The organism is Enterobacter sp. BRE11, from assembly GCF_031844285.1.
GTDB lineage: Bacteria > Pseudomonadota > Gammaproteobacteria > Enterobacterales > Enterobacteriaceae > Pantoea.
Genome location: NZ_JAUZUX010000003.1, coordinates 249955 through 272920, shown reverse-complemented (window position 1 = coordinate 272920; position 22966 = coordinate 249955). Strand labels below are relative to the sequence as shown.

Genomic DNA, 22966 nt, shown 5'->3' with positions numbered 1-22966 from the left:
AGAAAAATGCTAAACCGCGAAATTTATAAACTTGACCCTCTGGAAAGCAAATTGGCCAACAACGGTGTGGCTGAGGTAAAAGATGATCTCTCCAAAGGGGCTCTTGAAACATTAGATTATGAGCTGCGGACGTTTGTCTGTAGCGGGGCTTATGCCAAAGGCATGGCTGATATTCTTAGCAACTACTTACGAAACGTTAAAAGTTCTGGTGAACAACCTGCAGTTTGGATTTCAGGCTTTTTCGGTTCTGGGAAATCGCATCTAGCTAAAATGCTCAGAACCCTTTGGGTGAATCAGAAAATGGAGAGCGGAGCAGATGCTCGCTCATTGGTTGAGTTACCCGATGATGTACGACAATATTTTGACGAACTTTCAACATTGGGAAGTCGACTGGGAGGACTTCATGCCGCGTCAGGAACTTTGGGGGCGGGAGCAGAAGACAAAGTTCGATTAGCCTTGTTGGCGATCATTTTCAAATCAGCTGGGTTGTCTGAGCAATATCATCTTGCCCAATTTGAACTTTGGTTAAGATCTGAAGGGGTGCTTGAGCAAGTAAAAGCTTACATCCAACAGCATGCCAAAGGTAAAGAAGGCGAAGACCTTTGGAAGAAAGAACTGCGCAATCTCCATGTTTCACCAGTCATGGCGAATGCGCTGTTACATGCTTTACCATCTCTTGGAAGTGATGCTAAAGAAGTACGAGATATGCTGCGTGCGCAATATAAAATTGTTGATGATGTATCAAATACGGAAATGGTTCAGTCGATTGTTGATGCATTGTCAAATGAAGGCGAAATGCCCTTAACTTTGGTTGTTCTTGACGAGGTTCAGCAGTATATCGCTGATGATCCAGATCGTGCTCATCTTGTGCAAGAGACCGTTGAAACATGCTGTAAAGCTGGTGCACTTAAGTCGAAATTGCTTTTCGTCGCCACAGGGCAAAGCGCCTTATCCGGGTTGCAAAACCTGCAACGCCTTATGGGGCGTTTCCAGATTTCTGTTCAGCTTGAGGATACTGATGTCGATGCGGTAATCCGGAAAGTTATTCTCCAGAAGAAAGAAACTGCCAGAGCTGAGATCGAATCCGTGGTACATCATAACCTCGGTGAGATTAATCGTCATATGAGTGGTTCTGTTATTGAAGCTCATAAAGACGATGAAAAATGGATGGTTGCAGACTATCCGTTACTGCCAGTGCGTCGTCGTTTCTGGGAGCGAGTCCTTCCTGCGCTGGATAAAACCGGAACCGGATCCCAACTACGAAATCAGTTACGTGTAGTGCATGAGGCCACAAAATCTACGGCGCTTAAACCGTTGGGTTCAGTTGTCCCTGCCGATTTTATCTATGAACAAATTGCAATCAACCTGCTACAAACGGGTGTTATTGGCAAAGAGATCTACGAAAAGATAGCTCGCTTCAAGGCTGGGGACGAAGATGAAGTCCTCCAGGGTAGAGTGCTTTCGTTGATACTACTCATTAGTAAACTACCAACAGATATCAATCACGGTATTGCCTCAACGGAAGCTTTCCTCGCTGATTTGCTTCTGGAACATTTAAGTGATGGTAAGCATGAACTGAGAGCAAAATTGCCACATTTAATTCAACAACTGGTTGATGACGGCGACTTACTGCCAATGAATACTAGTGCAGGTGTTGAATACAGGTTGCAAACGCTTGAAAGCCAGCAGTGGCATGATACTTTCAAACAACAACAAAATGATCTACGCGGTAACCCACAGCGTTTAGAAACGTTCCGCAGCCTCGAAATAAAAAACCGTGTTAACACTGCCCTAGGGTTTGGTAGCGTGAATCAAGGGGTCAGTAACGAACCCCGTAAGATCACCGTGTGTTTCGATCAGGATCTTCCTGCCGATGCTAAAAAAAATCTCTATGCTCATGTACTTGAATGTAAAGAAAAAGTTTTCGAGGATGCAGTGCGTAGTGCGAACCCTGATGACGCCACTATTTTCATTCATGTTCCATCCATTCGCCGTAATGAGCTACTGAGCGCAATTGTCGATTTTAAAGCGGCGGAAACAACTCTGGAAGTGAGTGGGATACCCTCTACGGATGCGGGTAAAGACGCTCGCGCTGCAATGGAGCACCGGAAGTATGAAGCTGAGCGCACCAAGAAACTGATTCTTAAAGAAATTATTGATGGTATCCAGGTACAAATGGCTGGTGGGAGCGAAGTACTTGGCGACACGCTAGTTGAGCAGTTCCAGAATGCAGGTAAGAAAGCATGTGAACGGCTCTATACAGAGTTTAAGCAAGCAGATCAAAGAGGTTGGGATAAGGTATTTGAGCGTGCAAGTAAATTCGCTGATGCCAATGCTCTGGAAGCTGTAGGCCATAATGATGAAGTGGAAAAGCACCCTGTCTGTGTCGCCATTAAACGCTATATCGGTGTTGCAAAAACTGGGGGAGAGATACGAGAAAACTTTATGTCTGCTCCTTTCGGCTGGCCGAAAGATACCGTTGACGGCGCTCTTTTTACCATGTTGGCTGCTGGTGTATTGAAAGCAAGCGACTCTCAGGAAAAATCAGTCGATGCGAAAAGTTTGGAGCGCAGCAAAGTCTCTCAAACCAACTTTCGGCCTGAAACCGTTAGCTTGACGCCGCGACAGTTGGCGGGCATTAGAAGTTTGATCCATGCGCTTGGTTTGAACTGTACCAATGGTGAAGAACAATCCAAATTAAGAGATGCGATAGAAACTGCTAAGCAATTGGCTCGTAAAGCGGGAGGCGACGCTCCACTACCATTACCACCAAAAGCAGAATTACTTGTTGAAGTTGAGAGACTTTCTGGTAATGAACAGCTAATGGCTGCCTTCGAACGACATCGCGATATTATCGATGAAGTGGAGCGTTGGAAAGGGCTTGCTGAAAAAGTGTTCGTCAGACAAGCTCGCTGGGGCGAACTAAAATCGGCGCTTAAGTATTGCCAAAATTTAGTTGGTTTTGACGAGCTCATGAACGAGGTGCATGCGATTGAGCAAAACCGAAGTCTGTTAGCCGATCCTGATCCAGTACAGCCGTTGCTGAAGCAGGTAATTGAAAGAATTCGCGTTGCGATTTTGAAAAAGTACGAAGATTTTCAAACTGAATATAACGAATGTCTAAAGGAATTGCATGAAGATGCAATCTGGAGCCAGCTTTCTACAGAGCAGCAGGAGCAATTGCTGACAAAGCATCATCTGGACAACCTGGAAATGTCACCATTATCTGATAACGACAGAGTACTCGATTGTATTGAAAATACCTCGTTAGAACAGTGGAGTGATAAAACCTCTGCTTTGGCAGGCCGTTTTAGCCGTATGCGGCAGGATGCGGTTGATATGTTGGTGCCTAAAGCAAAAATCGTACTTTTACCAAAATCAGTCATTGAAACAGAGGCTGAACTCGATTCCTGGTTGGCAAAAGTTAGACAAGAAGTTATGTCCGCTTTAGCTGAAAATCGTCCTGCATCGTTGAAATAACCTCTCATCACTCCTGAAGTTCAGACAACCTTGTCTGGGCTTCAGGTGCGAGTCTATATGCAAAATTAGAAGTAACCTCAATTTAAGAGTACTACATGCGACAGTCACTGGATAAAACGCTTAGAAATCAGCTGGAAAAAGTTGTTGTCAGGGCCCGAGAACTGATAGAAAAAGCTGCATCAGAAGCATTAATACGTTTAGGAGTGGAAACCGCGGACGCTCCGGCATACCTGAATGATAATGAGCGTAAGCTGCGTAATCGCCTGCGTGCCCATGCCCGCCAGTTGGGGGACAAGCTGCAGGCCAATGGTGTGCAGGGAACTGAACGCCTGCGGGCGGAGGTCAGTTATGAGCACTGGCATCGTATGTTGTTTGCCCGCTTTTTGGAGCAAAACAATCTGCTGATGCTGGATAAATATCTTGCTGTCACGTTGAGCGACTGTCAGGAATACGCTGAAGAAGAAGGTTGTAAAGATGGCTGGGAACTGGCCGGCAAGCTTGCTCAGAGAATGCTGCCTCAGGTATTTAGGGTCGATTCCCCCATATTTGAGCTGCAAATTCCCATCGACCGCATTCGTGAATTAGAGGATTTGATTCTGACACTTCCTGGTGTGGTATTTCAGGCACAAGATAGCCTGGGATGGTGTTACCAGTTCTGGCAAAGCAAACGTAAAGACGAAGTAAATGCGGCGGGTATTCCGATTGGTGCGGATGAGTTAAGCCCGGTCACACAGCTGTTTACCGAACCTTATATGGTGAGTTTCCTGCTGGATAACAGCCTGGGAGCGTGGTGGGCGAAAAAACAGCTGACGGATGCGGATTTACGCTCGGCCAGTGATGAGAAAACCTTGCGTCAGGCTGCCGCTATCGAGGGTGTGCCGCTGGAATATCTGCGTTTTGTTAAAACCAGCGATGAGCAGGGTGAGTTGTGGCAAGCTGCCGGTGGCTGGTTTGATGGCTGGCCACAGGAAGTTCGTGCACTGAAAGCGCTGGATCCGTGCTGTGGTTCAGGGCATTTTCTGGTTGCATTATTCCTGATGCTGGTGCCAATGCGTATGCAGCTTGAAGGACTTGATGCCAGAAGCGCTGTAGATAAGGTGCTTGCTGATAACCTTTATGGCCTTGAACTAGACAGCCGTTGTGTGGAGATTGCAGCCTTTGCTCTGGCGCTGGAGGCCTGGCGTTATCCCAATGCCGGTGGTTATCGTACCCTGCCTGCACTAAATATTGCCTGCTCAGGGCTGGATGTCAGCGCAGCTACCCAGGAATGGCTGGCGCTTGCTAAACACAATCCGGATATTAGCGAGGCACTTAATTGGTTTACCCGAACCTTCAAAGATGCCCCGGTGCTGGGCAGCCTGATTGACGTCAATACGGCTTATTACGAAGGAAAAACTGAAGGCAAAGATTCCCCCTGGCAGGTTCTCCTGGATGCGAAAGCTGCAACCGACGATGAAGCAAAAACAGCCGAGGTGACCGCTCAGGGTCTGGCAGTAGCAGCTAAATTGTTGTCTGAAAGTTATCATCTGGTAGCAACCAATGTGCCTTATCTGGCCCGTGGCAAGCAGTGCGATGTACTGCGTGGCTTCAGTGATAGTCATTTCACGGAAGCAAAGGCCGACCTGGCGACAGTGTTCCTGGAACGGTGTATTAATTTCTGTCCAACTGGCGGCACTTCAACAGTCGTCTTACCGCAAAACTGGCTTTTCCTGACGAGTTATAAGAAGTTTCGTGAAAAGCTGCTGACGGAAGATACTTGGAATCTGGTAGCGCGTTTAGGGGCAAGAGCGTTTGAAACTATTTCCGGTGAAGTGGTTCAGGCGATTTTGATCACTCTTACTAAGGGTATTGCGCCTCAAGGCTCATTACTGCATGGAGTTGATGTATCTGCAGCTAAAACCGCTACGGAGAAAGCCGAGAAATTGTTGGTTGAGCCGTTGAAGAGTGTTGAACAAATTAAGTTATTGAATAATCCCGATATGCAGATAACTTTAGATATTCAAAATTTTTCCTCATTAGTCAATACTTATGCAATCCCATATAAAGGGTTAGGTACAGGGGATGACCCAAGATATAGAAAAAAATTTTGGGAAGTGTTTAATACATCAAATAATTGGATCCTTTATCGCTCAGCACCAGAAAAAAGAAATACCTGGGGAAACGGCTCATCTGATCTTTTGAAGTGGGATGGGGGAGCTGGTGAGCTGAGTAAAAGCCCTACGGCATACCTCAGAAACGTTGAACAATGGGAGAGTGCAGGAATATTGTTTGGTATGATGGCAGACCTGCCATGCACTATTTATAGTGGTAGTGCGTGGGATACTACGTGTTGTGCCGTAATACCTAAGAAAGAAGCTTACTTCCTTCCGCTTTATTGTTTCGCAATTAGCGAACAGTTTACATACCAATTAAGGTTATTTAATCAAAAAGTTAGTGTTGAGGTTAACCACTTTGGGCAGGTGCCAGTCGATATTGAATACTGGCGCAAGGTAGCCGATGAAAAATATCCTAACGGGCTTCCTAAGCCCTACACTAACGAGCCTACACAATGGATCTTCCATGGCCATCCCTGCGGCTCTGTTATCTGGGATGAAGAAAAAAAATGGACTGCTATCGCTGATAAGCGAACTGATGAGACAGTACTACAAGTTGCGGTCGCTCGCCTTTTGGGGTACCGGTGGCCAGCAGAGCTGGATGACAAAATGGAACTGGCTGATGAGATGCTTCACTGGCTTGGTAAATCTGATGAATTGCTTAAACTCGTGGATGATGATGGCATAGTCTGCCTGCCAGCACTTCGTGGTGAAAAAGCCGCGGCTTCTCGTCTGGAAGCCATGCTTCAGGCTGCCTATGAAGAGGGCTGGTCCTCCAGTGTGCTCAGTGAGCTGCTTGCCAGTGTTGGCAGTAAGAGCCTTGAAACCTGGCTGCGGGATAAATTCTTTGAACAACATTGCAAACTCTTCCAGCACCGCCCGTTTATCTGGCAAATCTGGGATGGTCTTAAAGATGGATTCTCAGTACTGGTTAACTACCATAAGCTCAATTACCAGGGTTTAGAACGCCTGATTTATACCTATCTTGGGGACTGGATCCGTACTCAGGAGCATGGTTTCAAAGAAGGCATTGATGGTGCGGAAAGTCGTTTGATGGCGGCTAAAAACCTCAAAGACTCGCTGGAAGCCATCCTTAAAGGAGATGCCATCACCGGCAAGAGTGGTCTCGACATTTTTGTGCGCTGGAAACCGTTACACGAACAGCCTATGGGCTGGAACCCGGATTTAAATGATGGTGTGCGCCTTAATATTCGTCCGTTTATGCAGGCACCGGATGTGGATAAGAAGGGGGCCGGTGTTTTACGCACTAAGCCCAATATTAAGTGGGGTAAAGACCGTGGCAACGACGTTGAATCGGCCCCCTGGTATTATCTGGGCCTGCAGTATGGTGAAAAAGAGGGGGCACGTATCAATGACCACCATATCAGTCTTGTAGATAAGCAAGCTGCCAGAGACGAATATGAAAATAAGGAAAATCACGGATGATTAAATCAGTATTCAACTATCTGGTGTCAACCTTGTTGGATAGTAAAGCCGGGGTTGTATATGCCATCCTCGGATCCATGATCTGAACCGAAATGCATTATTAATAATAAAACTTCATTTAAGAGTACTACATGCGACAGTCACTGGATAAAACGCTTAGAAATCAGCTGGAAAAAGTTGTTGTCAGGGCCCGAGAACTGATAGAAAAAGCTGCATCAGAAGCATTAATACGTTTAGGGGTAGAAACGGCGGAAGCTCCGGCATACCTAAATGATAATGAGCGAAAACTGCGTAATCGCCTGCGTGCCCATGCCCGTCAGTTGGGGGACAAGCTGCAGGCTAATGGTGTGCAGAGTATTGAACACCTGCGAGCAGAAGTCAGTTATGAGCACTGGCATCGTATGTTATTTGCCCGCTTTTTGGAGCAAAACAATCTGCTGATGCTGGATAAATATCTTGCTGTAACGCTGGCAGACTGCCAGGAATATGCCCAAGAAGAAAGTTGCAAAGATGGCTGGGAACTGGCTGGGAAGTTAGCTCAGAAAATGTTACCCCAGGTATTTCGAATTGACTCTCCTGTGTTTGAGCTGCAGATGCCTGTCGACCACATCCGCGAGTTAGAAGATTTAATTCTGACCCTGCCAGGAGACGTATTTCAGGCACAGGACAGCCTGGGGTGGTGTTACCAGTTCTGGCAAAGCAAACGTAAAAAGGAAGTAAATGCGGCGGGTATTCCGATTGGTGCGGATGAGTTAAGTCCGGTCACACAGCTGTTTACCGAACCTTATATGGTGAGTTTCCTGCTGGATAACAGCCTGGGTGCCTGGTGGGCGAAAAAACAGCTGACGGATGCGGATTTACGCTCGGCCAGTGATGAGAAAACCTTGCGTCAGGCTGCCGCTATCGAGGGTGTGCCGCTGAAATATCTGCGTTTTGTTAAAACCAGCGATGAGCAGGGCGAGTTGTGGCAAGCCGCCGGCGGCTGGTTTGATGGCTGGCCGCAGGAAATCAGCTCCCTGAAGACTCTGGACCCGTGCTGTGGTTCAGGGCATTTTCTGGTTGCATTATTCCTGATGCTGGTGCCAATGCGTATGCAGCTTGAAGGGCTTGATGCCAAAACCGCTGTAGATAAGGTATTTTCTGAGAATCTACATGGTCTTGAGCTTGACAGCCGTTGTGTGGAGATTGCAGCCTTTGCACTGGCGCTGGAGGCCTGGCGCTATCCGGGAGCTGGCGGCTATCGTAGTCTGCCAGCCCTGAATATTGCCTGCTCCGGGCTGGATGTCAGCGCTGCCACTCAGGAATGGCAGGCCCTGGCTAAACACAATCCAGATATTAGTGAGGCCCTCAAATGGTTCACTCGAACCTTCGAAGACGCCCCCGTACTGGGCAGCCTGATTGACGTCAACACGGCATATTACGAAGGAAAAGCTGAAGGCAAGTCTGCGCCTTGGCAGGTACTCTTGGATGCGAAAGCTGTTGTAACCGACGATGAAGCAAAAACAGCCCAGGTGGCCGCCCAGGGGCTGGCAGTGGCTGCTAAATTACTGTCTGAAAGTTATAATCTGGTAGTGACAAACGTACCTTATCTGGCACGTGGTAAGCAGTGTGAGGCGTTGAAAGATTTTTGTGAAAACTATTTTCCGGAAGCAAAAGCCGACCTGGCAACGGTATTCCTGGAGCGTGGTATGGATTTCAGTCCAATTGGCGGCACTTCAACAATCGTTTTACCGCAAAACTGGCTTTTCCTGACCAGCTATACTGACTTCCGTAAAAAGCTTCTAATTCATGAAAACTGGAACTTAGTAACTCGTTTGGGAGAGAAAGGTTTTGACTCTTCGGCTGCAGCAGGCGCATTTGTTGCGATGGTAATTCTTACTAAAGGTAAAGCACCTAATGGAGCGTTATTAAGGTATCAAGATATCTCGGCACCTAAAACCGCTACAGAAAAAGCTTCGCAATTATTGATAGAGCCGTTAAGAGAGCTTGTTCAGACTAAGCAGTTGGATAATCCAGATTTTAGAATTGGATTTGTTGAGAAAAGTTCAGAAAAACACATATCTGAAATAGCTGAGTGTTATCAAGGTTTGGTGACTGGCGATATTGAACGCTTTACTAAAAAACTATGGGAAATATCTTCTGGTAATAATGATTGGCTACCATTTCGTAGGAGCAATAACACAGGTGAGTATTACGGTGATGTTTCAGAGGCTATTTTTTGGCAAAATGGCCAAGGTCAACTTAGCAAGTATGCGGCATTAACCAGAAGTCAACTGCATGACATGCATGAAAGTGGTAATCGTGCATGGGGTAAATATGGAATCGCTATTAATAGAATGCGTGATCTCAAAGTAGTTGCGTACTGCGGGGAGCATTTTGATAATAACGTTGCAGTAGTATATCCAACTGACAAACATGAATTGGTTTCATTGTTAACATTTTTTTCATCAGATGATTTTGCAATCTCAATAAGGGAATTAGATCAAGCGCTAAAAGTAACTAATAAAACTTTACTCAAAGTGCCATTCGATTCTTGCTACTGGAATAAGCTGGCCAAAGAGAAATACCCTAACGGTCTTCCTAAGCCATATACCAATGATCCTACCCAGTGGATTTTCCATGGACACCCTTGCGGTTCAGTTGCTTGGAACGAAGGGAAAAAATGGACCGTAATTGCAGATAAGCGTACCGATGAAACCGTTCTACAAGTTGCGGTTGCTCGTTTGCTTGGTTACCGATGGCCAGCGGAGCTGGATGAGAAAATGGAGCTGGCTGATGAGATGCTTTACTGGCTTGGTAAATCTGATGATTTACTTAAATTAGTAGATGATGACGGCATTGTCTGCCTGCCTGCACTTCGCGGAGAAAAAGCCGCGGCTTCTCGCCTGGAAGGCATGCTGCAGGCTGCCTACGAAGAGGACTGGTCATCCAGTGTTCTCAGTGATCTGCTTGCCAGTGTTGGTAGTAAGAGCCTTGAAACTTGGTTGCGGGATAAATTCTTTGAACAACATTGCAAACTTTTCCAGCACCGCCCGTTTATCTGGCAAATCTGGGATGGTCTTAAAGATGGATTCTCAGTACTGGTCAACTACCATAAGCTCAATTACCAGGGTTTAGAACGCCTGATTTATACCTATCTTGGGGACTGGATCCGTACTCAGGAGCATGGTTTCAAAGAAGGCATTGATGGTGCGGAAAGTCGTTTGATGGCGGCTAAAAACCTCAAAGACTCGCTGGAAGCCATCCTTAAAGGAGATGCCATCACCGGCAAGAGTGGTCTCGACATTTTTGTGCGCTGGAAACCGTTACACGAACAGCCTATGGGCTGGAACCCGGATTTAAATGATGGTGTGCGCCTTAATATTCGTCCGTTTATGCAGGCACCGGATGTGGATAAGAAGGGGGCCGGTGTTTTACGCACTAAGCCCAATATTAAGTGGGGTAAAGATCGCGGCAACGACGTTGAATCGGCCCCCTGGTATTATCTGGGCCTGCAGTATGGTGAAAAAGAGGGGGCGCGTATCAATGACCACCATATCAGTCTTGCAGATAAACAAGCTGTCAGAGACGAACATGCAAATAAGGAAAATCACGGATGATTAAATCAGTATTTAACTATCCGGTGTCAACCTTGTTGGATATTGAAGCCGGGGTGGTGTATGCCATCCCACGCTACCAACGGGAATACACCTGGGGTAAATGGCAATGGGATGCTTTGTTTGAAGATCTGTTAGAAAACGACCTTAATTACTATTTGGGGTCGATTATCTGTATCAATCAAAGTACAGACACGCTGGCTCTGCAGCAGTTAGAGTTAGTGGATGGCCAACAGCGAATGACCACATTGTCATTATTGTTAGCTGCCATTTATGCAAGCTACAACCAGTTAGGCATTGAACTTGAGATGGAACAGCAGATAGAGCTGTATAACCTGAAGCATAAATTGGTGCTAAAAAAGAATGCGGACCAGCCCCGGTTAGTACCTCAGGTGCAAAATGCCAACCAGCAGGATTACCTGGCGGTGTTGAAAGAGGCAGGTATTCTTAAAGAGGCTGAGTGGGTTTCCAATGCAGGTAATCGTCGGGTATTTCGTGCCTATCGACATTTTTTAATGCGTATTGAACAGTATGTCAGTGAGAGCGAAACCCCATTGCAGGCACTGAATGCGCTACTTGATAAAGTCAATGCATCTACTCTGGTAAAAATAGAGGTGGCAAGTCATTCAGATGCTTACACCCTGTTTGAGTCACTTAACAATCGTGGTGTGCCTCTTACCGCGATTGATTTAATGAAAAACAAGCTACTGGCGAAGATCGAACAGATTGAGCCGGGCAGTATTGATAAGTCTTTTATCAGCTGGACCAAAGTGATGGAAGCCCTGGGGGATGATTATGGGGTACAAGAGCGTTTTTTCCGTCAGTACTACAATGCGTTCAAGCCTGAGTTAAAAGATATCGTCAATGTACCAGTAGCGACGAAATCTAATCTTATTCAAATTTTCGAAAAATTGATTGCTCATGATCCGCATCAATTCCTACAAGCTATGCGTAGTCATTCTGACTGGTATGCGCAGATTGTAGGGAATTGCGAAGTTCCGGATGAACCTAAACTAACAAAACTGCTTAAAAGTCTGGATAGAATTCAAGGAGCTCCTTCTTATCTCTTATTGCTAATGTTGTTTGCCAGACGACAGAACTTAGCATTGAGCATTGAGCATATTGAAAAAGTGGTCACTTTGCTGATCAACTTCTTTGTCCGTAGGAACACTACTGATGTGCCTGCTACTCGGGATTTAAACCGCATATTTATGGAGTTAACTGAAATTCTGCAAAGCTGCCACGGTGAGCAGGTTGTCAGTGCTATTGCTAATACCCTAGGGGCTGTCAGTACCTCTGATGAGCATTTCCGCCAAGCACTTAGTGGCGGTCTATACGAAGAAAATAGCTGGGTCTGCCGCTTTATCCTGTGTGCTCTTGAAGAAAGCATGATGACCAAGGAGAACCAAGTAGACCTATGGGCAGTGGAAGGCAAGCAATATGTGTGGACCATTGAGCATGTTTTCCCACAAGGATTAAACATCCCTAATTCTTGGGTAGATATGATAGCGGATGGCGATAAAACGTTGGCGGAGCAATATCGTCAAAGCCATGTGCACAAACTTGGTAACTTGACTATTTCGGGATACAACAGTTCTTTAGGGAATAAGAGTTTTTTGGAAAAACGTGATCGTACGACCCGGGATAAACGTCCTGTAGGCTACAACAATGGTTTGTATCTAAACCAGGAGCTGGCTGTTGCTGATAATTGGTCAATAGCGCAAATTGAGCAAAGAACAGCCGCGATGGTAGATAAGGCTATTACTCTGTTTAGTTTACCGGGTGTCGTCGGGAGATAACGAATGCAAGTAATTGATAAATTGATAGAGCAGCTACGAGGTTGTGCAAATTTTAATCCTGCAGTGCAAGAGGCCCCTGCAGCGGTTCTATGGACAGATGAAGCTTGCCAATGGCAAAGTGCTATGCCTTTGATTAAACAATTCATTCCCGAGCTGCTCGAGCTTGGTGAATATCAACCAGAGCAGCGGATTGGTCCGGCTATTTGGTTAAAGTGTGCCATTGCTGGGGTGTTGGAAGAGGTTATGTTACCTGAAGGTCGCACACCAATTATCTATCTTCCTAAAATTGGGCGAAAAGCGTTACGCGCTATCGAAGATTGTCCGGACTATTTACGACCTCTAGCTGAATTGCAATATCGCGGATGTTGGTGGGCCTATAATACGGCAGGTCGTGACTGGAGTATAAGTTCTTTTCTGACAAACCCACGCGTTGGGCTTGAATTAGACGTAGCAAAAGATAAAAACACATTAGAAATTATCCCCCAAATCTTGAAGGATCTTTTAGAATCCCGTATTGAAGACCTACAAGGAAAGCGGTTAGAGGCTAAAGATTTTCAATCATTAGTATTTAATGATCCTATTAAAGATCTACTTGGGTGGCTGAATAATCCCGAAGATAAGCGTAAGCAGTGGGACGACAATAAATGGTCGCTTTTCAGTAATACTTGCTCAAGTCAGTTTGGTTATGAACCAACAGATGCTAATTATTCTCAAATGCTCGCATCCCTTTTATCTGCCCAGGGGGCGTGGCAAGAAGTGTGGCAGCGCTTTGAAGATACCGCACATAACCTATCAGGATTAATCCTTGTCCTTCGTGATGTAACCCCTGATTTAGCTGCTGATTTAAGTCATTATCCTATTGAAAATACTCGCGATGAAAAAAGCCTTGCCGATGCGCTTGCTGGCCTTCCTCAACTTGATGTAAACAAAGTTAGAGGAACTATCTGTTCACTATATCAACAGAATAAAGAGCGCGAAAGCTGGCTTTGGTATCGATTAGGGGAATCTAAATACCTCGAGATTTTGGCCCATCTGGCAAAAGTCGCTGAATTGACCCAGCAAGTGTTCAATCATCAGTCACCGGAAGAGATGGCAGAGCTATATCAGGAGTGCTTCTGGCAAGTCGATGCTGCAGCGTTGCAGGCCATGGCATTGACAAAAGAACCGGGCCAACAGGAATTAGTCGCAAATGTATTAAAACTAATATATTCCCCTTGGTTGAACGAGGTATCGCTCAACTTCCAACAGTTGGTTAAAAGAAAAGGATATCCCGGGAATACTGAAATTAAGGAGGCGACAGCTACTTACCAGGTTAAAGGGATGGTAGTGTTTTTTGTAGATGGTTTGCGTTTTGATTGCGCTAAAGTATTAGAGCGTAAGCTTACTGCGCGTCATTTGATTGTCGATACCAAAACACAATGGAGTGCTCTGCCATCTTTAACTGATACAGCGAAAGCTGCGGTTACTCCTGTTGCTGCACTTTTGAACGGTGCTTATGACACTCAGGATTTTAAGCCTTCAGTAGTGGCAACGGGTAGTGAGTTTAATAGCTATCAATTAAAAAAAGCATTGGCACAACAGGGGTGGCAATACCTGGAAGGATTGGATACTGGTGAGCCTAATGGCTTAGCGTGGCTACAAACAGGTGACCTGGATAACCTGGGACATCAGCAGCAAAGAAAATTACCTCTTGGTATTGATGATGTTCTTGAAGAAATAGCTGATAGGGTAAGCTATTTGTTTGAAGCAGGATGGAAGCAAATCCGTATTGTCACGGATCATGGTTGGTTATGGCTTCCAGATCAATTACCTAAAGCAGATCTTGAAAAACCATTGGTTCGTAAGTACTTATCAAGATGTGCTATTCTCAAGGATAATGCCAGTACGAATTTGCCTCAGATAGAGTGGTATTGGAATTCCTCAGTGTCACTTGCCATGGCTCCAGGCATCAGTGCATTTACTGCGGGAGATTACTACAATCATGGTGGCCTAAGTTTGCAAGAATGCCTGACACCTGTAATTAAAGTTACTAAGGACTAGAATTTTATTACTTAAAATAAGTTTCATCGAATATTTTCTAAAAGCCGCTTATAACGGCGGCTTTTAGCTATTTGAACACGCTGGAATTGCGGATGCGAGATAGCTGTTTTGTGGTTACTTTTTTTTGTTCTGTCACTCCACTAGAGTAGTTTCCGCGCTGATATAGCACCATAACCGTATCGTCATATTCACAACCTAAGGCTTCACTAATTTCCCGCATATCCTCTTGGTCCATGGCACGTTTGTAAGCATCTTTTTGTTTAGAAAGATTATAAATACTGAATACACACGCAACTATGAGTTTGTCAGCAGTGGTCTCTCCGCCACCAGGGTTAACAATTAAGTTGAATTCTACATCTTCACCCAGCTCCAGGCGTGAATTAAAATCCAGCACTCTGCTCTTCGCACAGCTCGGCGAGAAGTCATTATAGGTGACTCCATTTACCCACTGAGCTTTTATCCAGTTCCTATCATCACCTCTCATTGCACGACCAGCTTTAGGATAGGGCGCTCCTTCATTCAGGAATTCGTCACGAATTAATTTGATTGCCTCAAGCAGCTGTGGATCGTTGGTATAGGCGCTGAAATTAGCTTCGGGCTCAGATAATTTTCCAGGAATGACTAGGTAGCTTTGAGTTAGGAATGTTTCCGAATCATCACGTTTTTTGGTGATTACAGTTTCAGTAAAAGGGGTGATAAACATTCCTCGGTCAAAGCCTCTGACTTGATATTTCGCACAAATATCTTCAAATGAATACCGTAACCCATCGAAATCATTCAATTCATCGCTGGCCTCGAGATGATCAAGTAATTCTGAATACGCTCGAACAGCTTCCAGGTTTGTAAAATGTTTCGCCTGAGTATTCTGGTGGTATCCACATGCTCTGCCAACGTTAGCTTGCACCACTGCGGCTATATTGGCAATAGAGCTATCCCATGTGTTTATTAGCGTGTTTTTCATTTCTTGGCCAAAGTTAATACCAGCGCGAAATCCAGCCACAGTTATAGCGATTATCTTTTCGTCAAACATTGCTGCTGTTTCGTACGCTCGTTTGAAATCATCGATAGATGAGAGTTCGTGATCGTCAACGCCAATAAGCTTTTGACCTATGATTAAGATTTGCTCCTCATCTACACCTTGATTAATCAGTACTTGTTTGGCTGTGTTTGCTTGACTTGATGGAACCCTAATCAGTGACCAGCCTACGCCCTGATGTTCTTTAAACTGGCGTATAAAGCGCTTTTGTAGCAGTGAATCTTCACAAAAATCGCGCTGATCATCATCAAGTTTGACCAGCTGGTTACTGCGATGCATTTGTCGAATGCCATGATATTCATCGCTAGCTTTGTGAAATACCAAAGACGTATTGAAGCTGTGACGTAGAATGGAATCTTCACTAGCTGAGTAGAGTGAGCTAAATGGAGTTGCGGAAATAAATACAACTTTACAGTCTACATTATCTTGTTCCAGGTAATTAAATACCTTTTCATAGCGAACACTATCAATGCCAGAACCATAGTGACACTCATCGATGATGATGAGCTTAGGTGGTTGGCGCTTAAAATCCGATTTAAGCGCATTATCTATATTTGTGAAGTTACTAACAACGACATTTTTGCAGGGTGCAAGGTCACGCTTTGCTTGCTCTTGAAGTGCCAGATCTGCCATTGTCACAAGATATAAAGTATCTTTTAAGTATTTCCGGTTAGCCAATAATTCATCGGGTAAAGATAGTCTCTGAAGGCAGGCAAGGGCAAGAGCGACACCTGATTTTCCTGACTGCATTTCCGCAACAAGGATCACTGCTTTTGAACCAGAGTTCAATTTAGTAAATGCTTTCTCAGCAGCGTTGCGTTGGTGTTCAAAAGTATTTTCAGCCATTGAGCACTGGACATAATTGCGATACTTATTTGAGCTATTCATATGTCAATATAAAGTTTAGGGGGCATGCAGCCCCTTGTATTAATAAGTAGATTCTACTTTGTCAGAGAAATGGGATTCATCGCTAAGCTCACCTGACTGCTCAGGAAGTTCGTTGTGCTGTTTCTTAGCAAGAGTACGTTCAAGGTCATACTCACCGCGCTTGTAGATAACAAGTAGAGTGTCATCATGCTCAACACTAAAGTAGTCGCACATCTCCCAAACATCTTCAAGAGTCATAATTTTCTTTGCGACATTTCGGCGAGAAATGTTGTAAACGCTAAAAATGGTTGCTACCACAAACTTATCTTCAGATAACTCTCCGGAACCAGGTGCTACAACGCGGTTAAACTCTAAATATTCCCCATTATCAATTTGTTGGGTGTGGGTTTTAGTTTTTTCTTTTTGGGTTCCGTCAGCGCGTGCCTTCTCAGGGTTATTGTAACTATCCCCATTGACCCAATGTGCCTTGATCCAGTTCTTGCCTTTACCTCGCATAGCTCGATTACCTTTGACGCTTGGCGCACCTTTAATCGTGAACTCTTTGCGAATAATATCGATCGCCTGAAGAAGATACTTATCTTTGGTGTACTCGGTGAACTCTGCATCATCGTCAAGAAGTTTTGCGGGTACAGCAATGTAGCTATCAGTTTTATACGTTTCAACATCACCGATTGGGCGACGACGTTTGTATTTGATAGTTAACCCAACATCCAAACCGTTGACATGGTATTCCTGGCACACATCTTCAAAAAATTCTTTTAACCCTTCGAAATCAGACGCTGCTTGGTCAGAGCAGGTGTTTTCAAGATGGTCAAGGATACAAGCATAAGCCTCAGCTGCATTTAAGTTAGTGAAATGAGTTGAAGAGTTGTTTTCATGGTAACCACACGCCCTGCCAATGTTGGCTTGCACCACTGCGGCAACACTGGCAACTGTACTATCCCACGTCGAGATGAGATTATTTTTCATCATCGCACCGAAGTTGATACCAGCTCGAGCTCCAGCAACAGTAATAGCGATTAGTTTTTCTTCGAACAACTGAGCATCATCAAACTCCTTTTTGAATTGCTCAATGCTGCAATGTTCATCTTCTGGTACCCCAGCTAATGAATTACCAATAATGTAAACTGCATTCTCATCGATGCCTTGCGATATGAGAAACTGCTTAGCTTCCATCGCCAAACCAGCGGGCACCCTTACGAGTGACCATCCCATACCTTTATGACTCAGAAATTGTTGAACAAACTCATCGCGTTGAACGGACTTGCAAAGGAAGTTACGACTTTCATCCTCAAGGCCTTTGACCTTACTATTCATTAGCATCTCTCGGACGCCGTAGTATTCATCGCTAGTTTTGTGGAATACCAGACGGGTGTTAAAGTCTCGACGCAAGATTGAGTCTTTTAAGGCCGCTTCAGCAACATTTCGGGCTTGAGTTAATAGTTCTGCATCATTATCATTCTTGGCTTCTTGTTGAAGTTCTAGAGCTTCTTGATATTCAGTCTCTGCTCCATAGAGAGCACCGAAGGGGGTGGCAGAGATGAAGACGACTTTACAACTATCGTTCTCTTGTTCCAGGTAGTCGAAGATCCTACTGTATCGAACAGCAGTGACATTTGAGCCATAGTGACATTCATCAATAATAATTAGCTTAGGTGGATTGCCTTTAAATTCATTTTCCAATGCCTTTTCGAAGTTCACAAAATTACTGACGACAACATTCTTGGCAAGCTTGAGGTCTTCTTCAGCTTGTTCTTTGAGGGCGGTATCAGGCATTGTAACCAGGTAAAGTGTGTCTTTTAGCTGCTTACGATTGCAAATATCTGTCTCGGAGAGACTTAATCGCTGTAAGCAACACAGGGCTAGCGAAATGCCTGATTTACCTGCTTGCATTTCGGCGGCTGTCACTACTGCTCGCACATTGCCAGTTAAAGCATCAAATACTTTGGTAGCTGCTGTTACTTGGTGCTGATGTAGCGCTTCGCTCTGAAGAATAGAAAGTACTAGTTGTCGATGTTTTTGTGCTTGTGCGTTCAACTTTACATCCTGAATTTGTTTACGTTATTAATATTCGTAAGTGGTGTTTAGTTATCATGCGATAGAGTTCTATGTAACCAAACACTACGCAGATGCAAATGTTGACAGCTCTACACACCGACTTTCCTGAATAAAGTTAGGTCTGGAAGCTTAGGGAACAGGTTTTTTGTTCTTATGGATGCCATTATGAGCGTTTTTTCTAGCTATTAAAGTGTAATATCTTCGTTTTGTTAAGCCTGTTGATGACCCATGCAACAGCGTGATTCTTTGATTCGTCGATTTGCCCCTCCCTCCTAACATGCATAGCTGAGCTTTATGCATAAAGCGATGTGGTGGACGCCCCTCCCTAAGGTTGTCACTGGCTGCAAACCCTGCAAACCCTGCAAACTCTGCAAGCGCAGGCGGCATCACCAAAGCCCAAATGGGCCGTCATAAAAGTTACAGTAGGGAGTACAAAGTGGTGCTGGAAAATGCTGCTGGCGGCATACTTGCGACCCAGGCGCTACCATACCTGACCGTACTTCTTTGATGCTTGTGCAAATCATTTGAACGTCCTGATTATAGTTCCCAATAGAGTCCCCCACACAAGTTAATGAGAATGTGTTAGCCCGTCCCCGTTTTTGCTATCGCTACGGGTTGACACATCGCCTGAACCTGTTTTTGTAACTGGTTAAATGGCGCAATATAAACGTCTTTACCCGGTCGATTAACGATAATCGGCGTTATGTTCGTGACACCATTGCGATCAGTACCCGTCACAGTCAGCCATGCGTCACGTATGATCTCGCTTATTGCCTGCTGAGCATTCTCAATATGTTGTACGTTGCTTATAGCCCCCAGTATAACAAGATTCATCAACAGCAGCATTTTGCATTCTGGTGCACTGACAGACTCCCACAACCAGTGTAGTACTGTGGGAGGCGAATGACGGCGTGCCTACTGACACAGGCGCGAATATTCGCCTGTGCGCAGCCAGCACTCAGTATGAAAACGCAGAATCAATGACCGGTATTCACTCATGACTTCACGATACGGAAATTTCAGCGTAAAGCTGAATGCCGCCAGTCGCGGGTAATGGTCAACAGCCTGTTGCAGAAATGCACGCGTGCTGACGGCATCCGTGCTGATAGCATCAGAAGCCCGTGTGTAAGAATGATTCACAATGCAAACCTCTTCGGGTTAAATCAGGGGGGACACCGCCTCTACGGCAGTATCTTGTTCATAAGAATGAGGAACTATCTGGTACTGCAGCAGTAGTTTCTCTGCCAGTTAGCTTCTTCGATGCTGTAGATACCGGTCTGGCACCGGTAACATTGCTTCCCCCCTGATAATGGTCACCGCACTACACACAGTACGAGAACAGCGTCATTACCGTAGCATCCATTCCGTTGAGCATATTGCGCAGCTTCCTCTACCAGGCCTCAGCCTTCACTTCCGGGGCAAGATGGGCAAAGTTCATCAGCACATCCCAGGCCACGGCCCGCGTATCGTGTTCAAACCACGCCGGGTCGCTAAAAGTGCCGGCATGCAACACCAGACAACATCAGCAGGAGGCAAAACTCCATATCTGCCCCGGTACACTCATGACCTCACCGGCGATCACAAAGTGACCTTCACGGTCATTTGCTGGGTAACATTTCAGTAGGCGCATACCGTTAACTCAAGAATCTTATGTTGAGCATCAGAGCACACCCGGCTGTACTCACCGGTCCGGTAGGTCAGGCAGTAGCGTTCTCCGTGGCAATCGCTGTCGCAGCCGTAATAGTGCCAAACAGCCACGGAAACCAACGGACATCCTATACATAATGTTGCATTTGCCGGATATGACAGGTCTCTGTCACAACGGGCTTTACATATGGGCAGTACTGCTCGCCGTAGCTCTTCGTGAGATCTTCTGCACCGTATTCAAACCACGGCCGTTTTGTGTCGTATTAAGGATTGAATTGCAGCGCACTGCCACACAGGGACTGCTGTAATGGCCATACTGATACTGCTGTGTCGTTCTTGCACCGGTCAGGCGACAATTACCGTCGAGTACGATAGAAGATTTGGCAAACATATTTGGGCCCCTTACCGCCAGACGATGCGTAGACGTCAGCCGTCCCTGTTCGGGTAGTCTGGCAGGTTTATCAAGTTAGGTCGTTTGAAGGGGAGCTACTGGTAATAGCTGGTGACTTCAGGTGAGCTGTGTCAGGGAAAACTGGTAAGCGAAGGGGCTTACGACAATAAAATTCAGAGAGAGTTGAGCGTATCAAACGCCTCGTGAGTCCGCAATACGTTGCAGTAGCCAGTCTTCGACTTCACTCTGTCGCCAGCGGGAGCTGCGGCCCAGCTTAATTGGCTTCGGGAATAGACCATCTTTAATCAGCTTATAGAACCATTTATCCGTCAGCCCCGTTAGCTTCGTGATGAACCGCATATCCACCAGTTGGTCATCGATTAAAGAAATATGTTTTGTCATGATGCTGTCTTCCATTGTGGGATTATCCTGAGCTGGTGGTTGATCGCTCGTTACCACCAGCCCTTCCACATCAATGGATTGATACGTAAAAAAGTGCAGAACGTAAGTTACAATGTGCGAGGACGCCCCAGTCCACTGGGTGGCGGTACCTCACTGGCTCCATAGTGATAGTGACCGTGCTTTTGCTCTTCTTTGGCAAGGTAGCTGATGATGTAGCGCAGGTTATCGATGGCTTCGGTATCATCGTAGTTCACCGGCTTATCAATACTGACGTCATAAGTAGGTTTGTATTCGCAGCGGTTGTAATACCCTTCTCGTTGCGTGATTTTCCGCCATATTGTTCCGACTCTCTCAGCTATTGGGTAGGTAGCCTGATTAAGGTGCCTGTCGAGATAGAACACGATATGGGCATGGCAGCCGTGGTCTATAGAGTTCTCGAGTACCCAGAAATACCCTGCCAGATTTGTGTGTTGCACGGTGCGTTCAACCAGCATGCGCACCTCTTGCTCGGTTTCACTCCATGAATGACGTTTATAACGCTCTGTACCTTTCTGATAGAACAGGTCGAGTCTGAGTGCCTGTATTCGCGAGTATCGGTTCAGTAGCTGATTCAGGTGGTTATTGATCAGAGACAGTAGAAACCAGTTCATCGTGTATCTAGGGTTAAAAGGGTAAGGTGTGTGCATTGATTTATCCTTTGTCAGATGGAGTGCAAAGGATTGGGATGAGATGTAATTTTTAAGAGAAGCGGGGATACGGCAGATACAAGGAACTGTGTATCAAGGGGATGACAGGCAGGGTTAATGCTTGGGGGAAGGAGCTGTGAACAGGGTGGTATAGAAACAGGGAGTACCCCTTAATTATACTAAAAACCCAAATGTTCATATCTGCTGTTGAACGATTCTAATGAGGTGAACAGAGGAGATTCATAGAGTAAAAACCACAGGAATAACGCAGTAAAATGTCAGAGTATTATCACAATAAAATCAGCAAGATATCAGTTAAAAATCAGTCATTCTTCAGGTCTGTGACCCGACTCCACCAACCAAAAAGGTGCTAATGCTAATCTATTTTTGGGAGTCAGAAAGAAGCAGAGGGAAGAGACGATGTTGCATTACGATATGATCCGCTACGAGATAATGTACCTAAAAACGTTAAATAGGATTTTCAACACAGATCACTCGTTACTGTGCAGTACTTATGATACGCCGGATGATTTTCGACGCTTGATCTCTCAGATTCTTGAACGGCATTTTCATGGCGATCAGGACAGAATCAAAATTGCGCGGAAAACACTTAAAGAATGGGCTGACCTGCAACTGATTGATAAAGATTATTTTGATTGTTTCAAAGGTACACCTAGAGCATCGTGGTTTGCTCACCATTACATTTTTGAATACCCAGTAAAATCTGCAGGGTTGACGCTTGGTGGGTTGGGGAATGACGTCGGTTGTTCTAGTGATTTTAATTCTCTTTTAATGGGCGATAATATCTTCACCAATATTGATTTCTCTAATTTGAATATAGATTTGGACGATATTGATTGGGACTTGATAACAAATCCACAGTCTACTGCTTCGAAAAAACCGAAACGTGTTTTCTCCCGATTTTATCTGAACGCGAGAGCAAGTACCGATGTGTACAATCCCACTCCGGTAACTGAGCGTGAACTGATCAATGGTGTGATGAGGTACATTGATGAAGCTCCATGCTCACTTGGAGATAAGATCTCTTATTTCAGAAAACTGCATGAGCGTTGGCTTGAGCAATATGATTTTTTTCTGACAGATTTTGACTGGATGTCACGAGATGATGAAACTCAGTTAGTATATCTCTGGGATTATCTCAAAGGAAAAGGACGAATAGCGGGCTATCTTCGCCCTTATAATACGTCTATGCGTTATGACATGATTATTGCGGCTATAGATGTGTGGAATGTCCAACCTGAAGAGAAGCTGGAGTTTATTGAGAAGATGAAACATGCCTGGCAAGCGGCGAAATCTTATCGGCGATCTGCTAAATAGCGTTGTGATCTCAGTGGTTTCTTCGTCTGATTTCTCAGTGCTGTTATGAATCTGAGTCGACCCTTT

Annotated in this window: 12 protein-coding genes and 1 pseudogene; 6 read left to right on the top strand and 7 right to left on the bottom strand. The window is 45.3% G+C overall.

The genetic code is table 11. The annotated features are described in order from the left end of the window. The first annotated feature begins 6 nt into the window (after positions 1–6). The 5 genes from brxC to pglZ all read left to right on the top strand — a co-directional run bounded on the left by brxC (position 7) and on the right by pglZ (position 14454). Positions 7–3480: a BREX system P-loop protein BrxC gene (gene brxC / locus Q9R34_RS05055; RefSeq protein WP_164474334.1), complete on the top strand. Its 3474-nt coding sequence runs from the start codon at positions 7–9 to the stop codon at positions 3478–3480. A gap of 95 nt (positions 3481–3575) precedes the next feature. Beyond that, positions 3576–7019 (top strand): Eco57I restriction-modification methylase domain-containing protein, encoded by a 3444-nt coding sequence (locus tag Q9R34_RS05050; protein WP_164474333.1) that lies wholly within the window; start codon positions 3576–3578, stop codon positions 7017–7019. A gap of 131 nt (positions 7020–7150) precedes the next feature. Further along, positions 7151–10618 carry an Eco57I restriction-modification methylase domain-containing protein gene (locus Q9R34_RS05045; protein ID WP_485892618.1) on the top strand — a complete coding sequence of 1156 codons (3468 nt, stop codon included), beginning with the start codon at positions 7151–7153 and terminating at the stop codon, positions 10616–10618. After that, entirely contained in the window at positions 10615–12414 is a 1800-nt protein-coding gene (locus tag Q9R34_RS05040) for a DUF262 domain-containing protein (RefSeq protein ID WP_164474331.1), read from the top strand. Before Q9R34_RS05045 ends, Q9R34_RS05040 begins: the two co-directional genes overlap by 4 nt. 3 nt (positions 12415–12417) lie before the next feature. Continuing rightward, a complete protein-coding gene (gene pglZ, locus Q9R34_RS05035; protein ID WP_485892617.1) occupies positions 12418–14454 on the top strand; it encodes a BREX-1 system phosphatase PglZ type B in 2037 nt (678 codons plus the stop codon). 67 nt (positions 14455–14521) lie between these two features. Here the strand turns inward: pglZ and Q9R34_RS05030 are convergent, their stop codons facing one another. The 7 genes and pseudogenes from Q9R34_RS05030 to Q9R34_RS05000 form a co-directional block, all read right to left on the bottom strand. Continuing rightward, positions 14522–16336: a DEAD/DEAH box helicase family protein gene (locus tag Q9R34_RS05030; protein ID WP_485892616.1), complete on the bottom strand. Its 1815-nt coding sequence runs from the start codon at positions 16334–16336 to the stop codon at positions 14522–14524. Between the two features lie 81 nt (positions 16337–16417). After that, positions 16418–18415 carry a DEAD/DEAH box helicase family protein gene (locus tag Q9R34_RS05025; protein WP_164474328.1) on the bottom strand — a complete coding sequence of 666 codons (1998 nt, stop codon included), beginning with the start codon at positions 18413–18415 and terminating at the stop codon, positions 16418–16420. Positions 18416–19018: 603 nt separating this feature from the next. Continuing rightward, complete coding sequence (locus Q9R34_RS05020) at positions 19019–19282, bottom strand: hypothetical protein (RefSeq protein ID WP_242696941.1); 264 nt, start codon at positions 19280–19282, stop codon at positions 19019–19021. A gap of 368 nt (positions 19283–19650) precedes the next feature. Then, positions 19651–19713, bottom strand: a pseudogene (locus Q9R34_RS05015) (putative zinc ribbon protein); the annotation flags it as partial. Positions 19714–19826: 113 nt separating this feature from the next. After that, positions 19827–19949 (bottom strand): zinc-ribbon domain-containing protein, encoded by a 123-nt coding sequence (locus Q9R34_RS05010; RefSeq protein WP_242696939.1) that lies wholly within the window; start codon positions 19947–19949, stop codon positions 19827–19829. A gap of 717 nt (positions 19950–20666) precedes the next feature. After that, the gene (locus tag Q9R34_RS05005; protein WP_164474327.1) at positions 20667–20876 is read right to left on the bottom strand and encodes a helix-turn-helix transcriptional regulator; all 210 of its coding nucleotides are present in this window, start codon (positions 20874–20876) and stop codon (positions 20667–20669) included. Between the two features lie 107 nt (positions 20877–20983). Then, positions 20984–21562, bottom strand: coding sequence for a YagK/YfjJ domain-containing protein (locus tag Q9R34_RS05000; protein WP_485892614.1), 579 nt, complete (start codon positions 21560–21562; stop codon positions 20984–20986). Between the two features lie 420 nt (positions 21563–21982). Here Q9R34_RS05000 and Q9R34_RS04995 point away from each other — a divergent pair, with 420 nt between their 5' ends. Further along, a complete protein-coding gene (locus Q9R34_RS04995; protein WP_485892613.1) occupies positions 21983–22900 on the top strand; it encodes a hypothetical protein in 918 nt (305 codons plus the stop codon). The last annotated feature ends 66 nt before the right edge of the window (positions 22901–22966 follow it).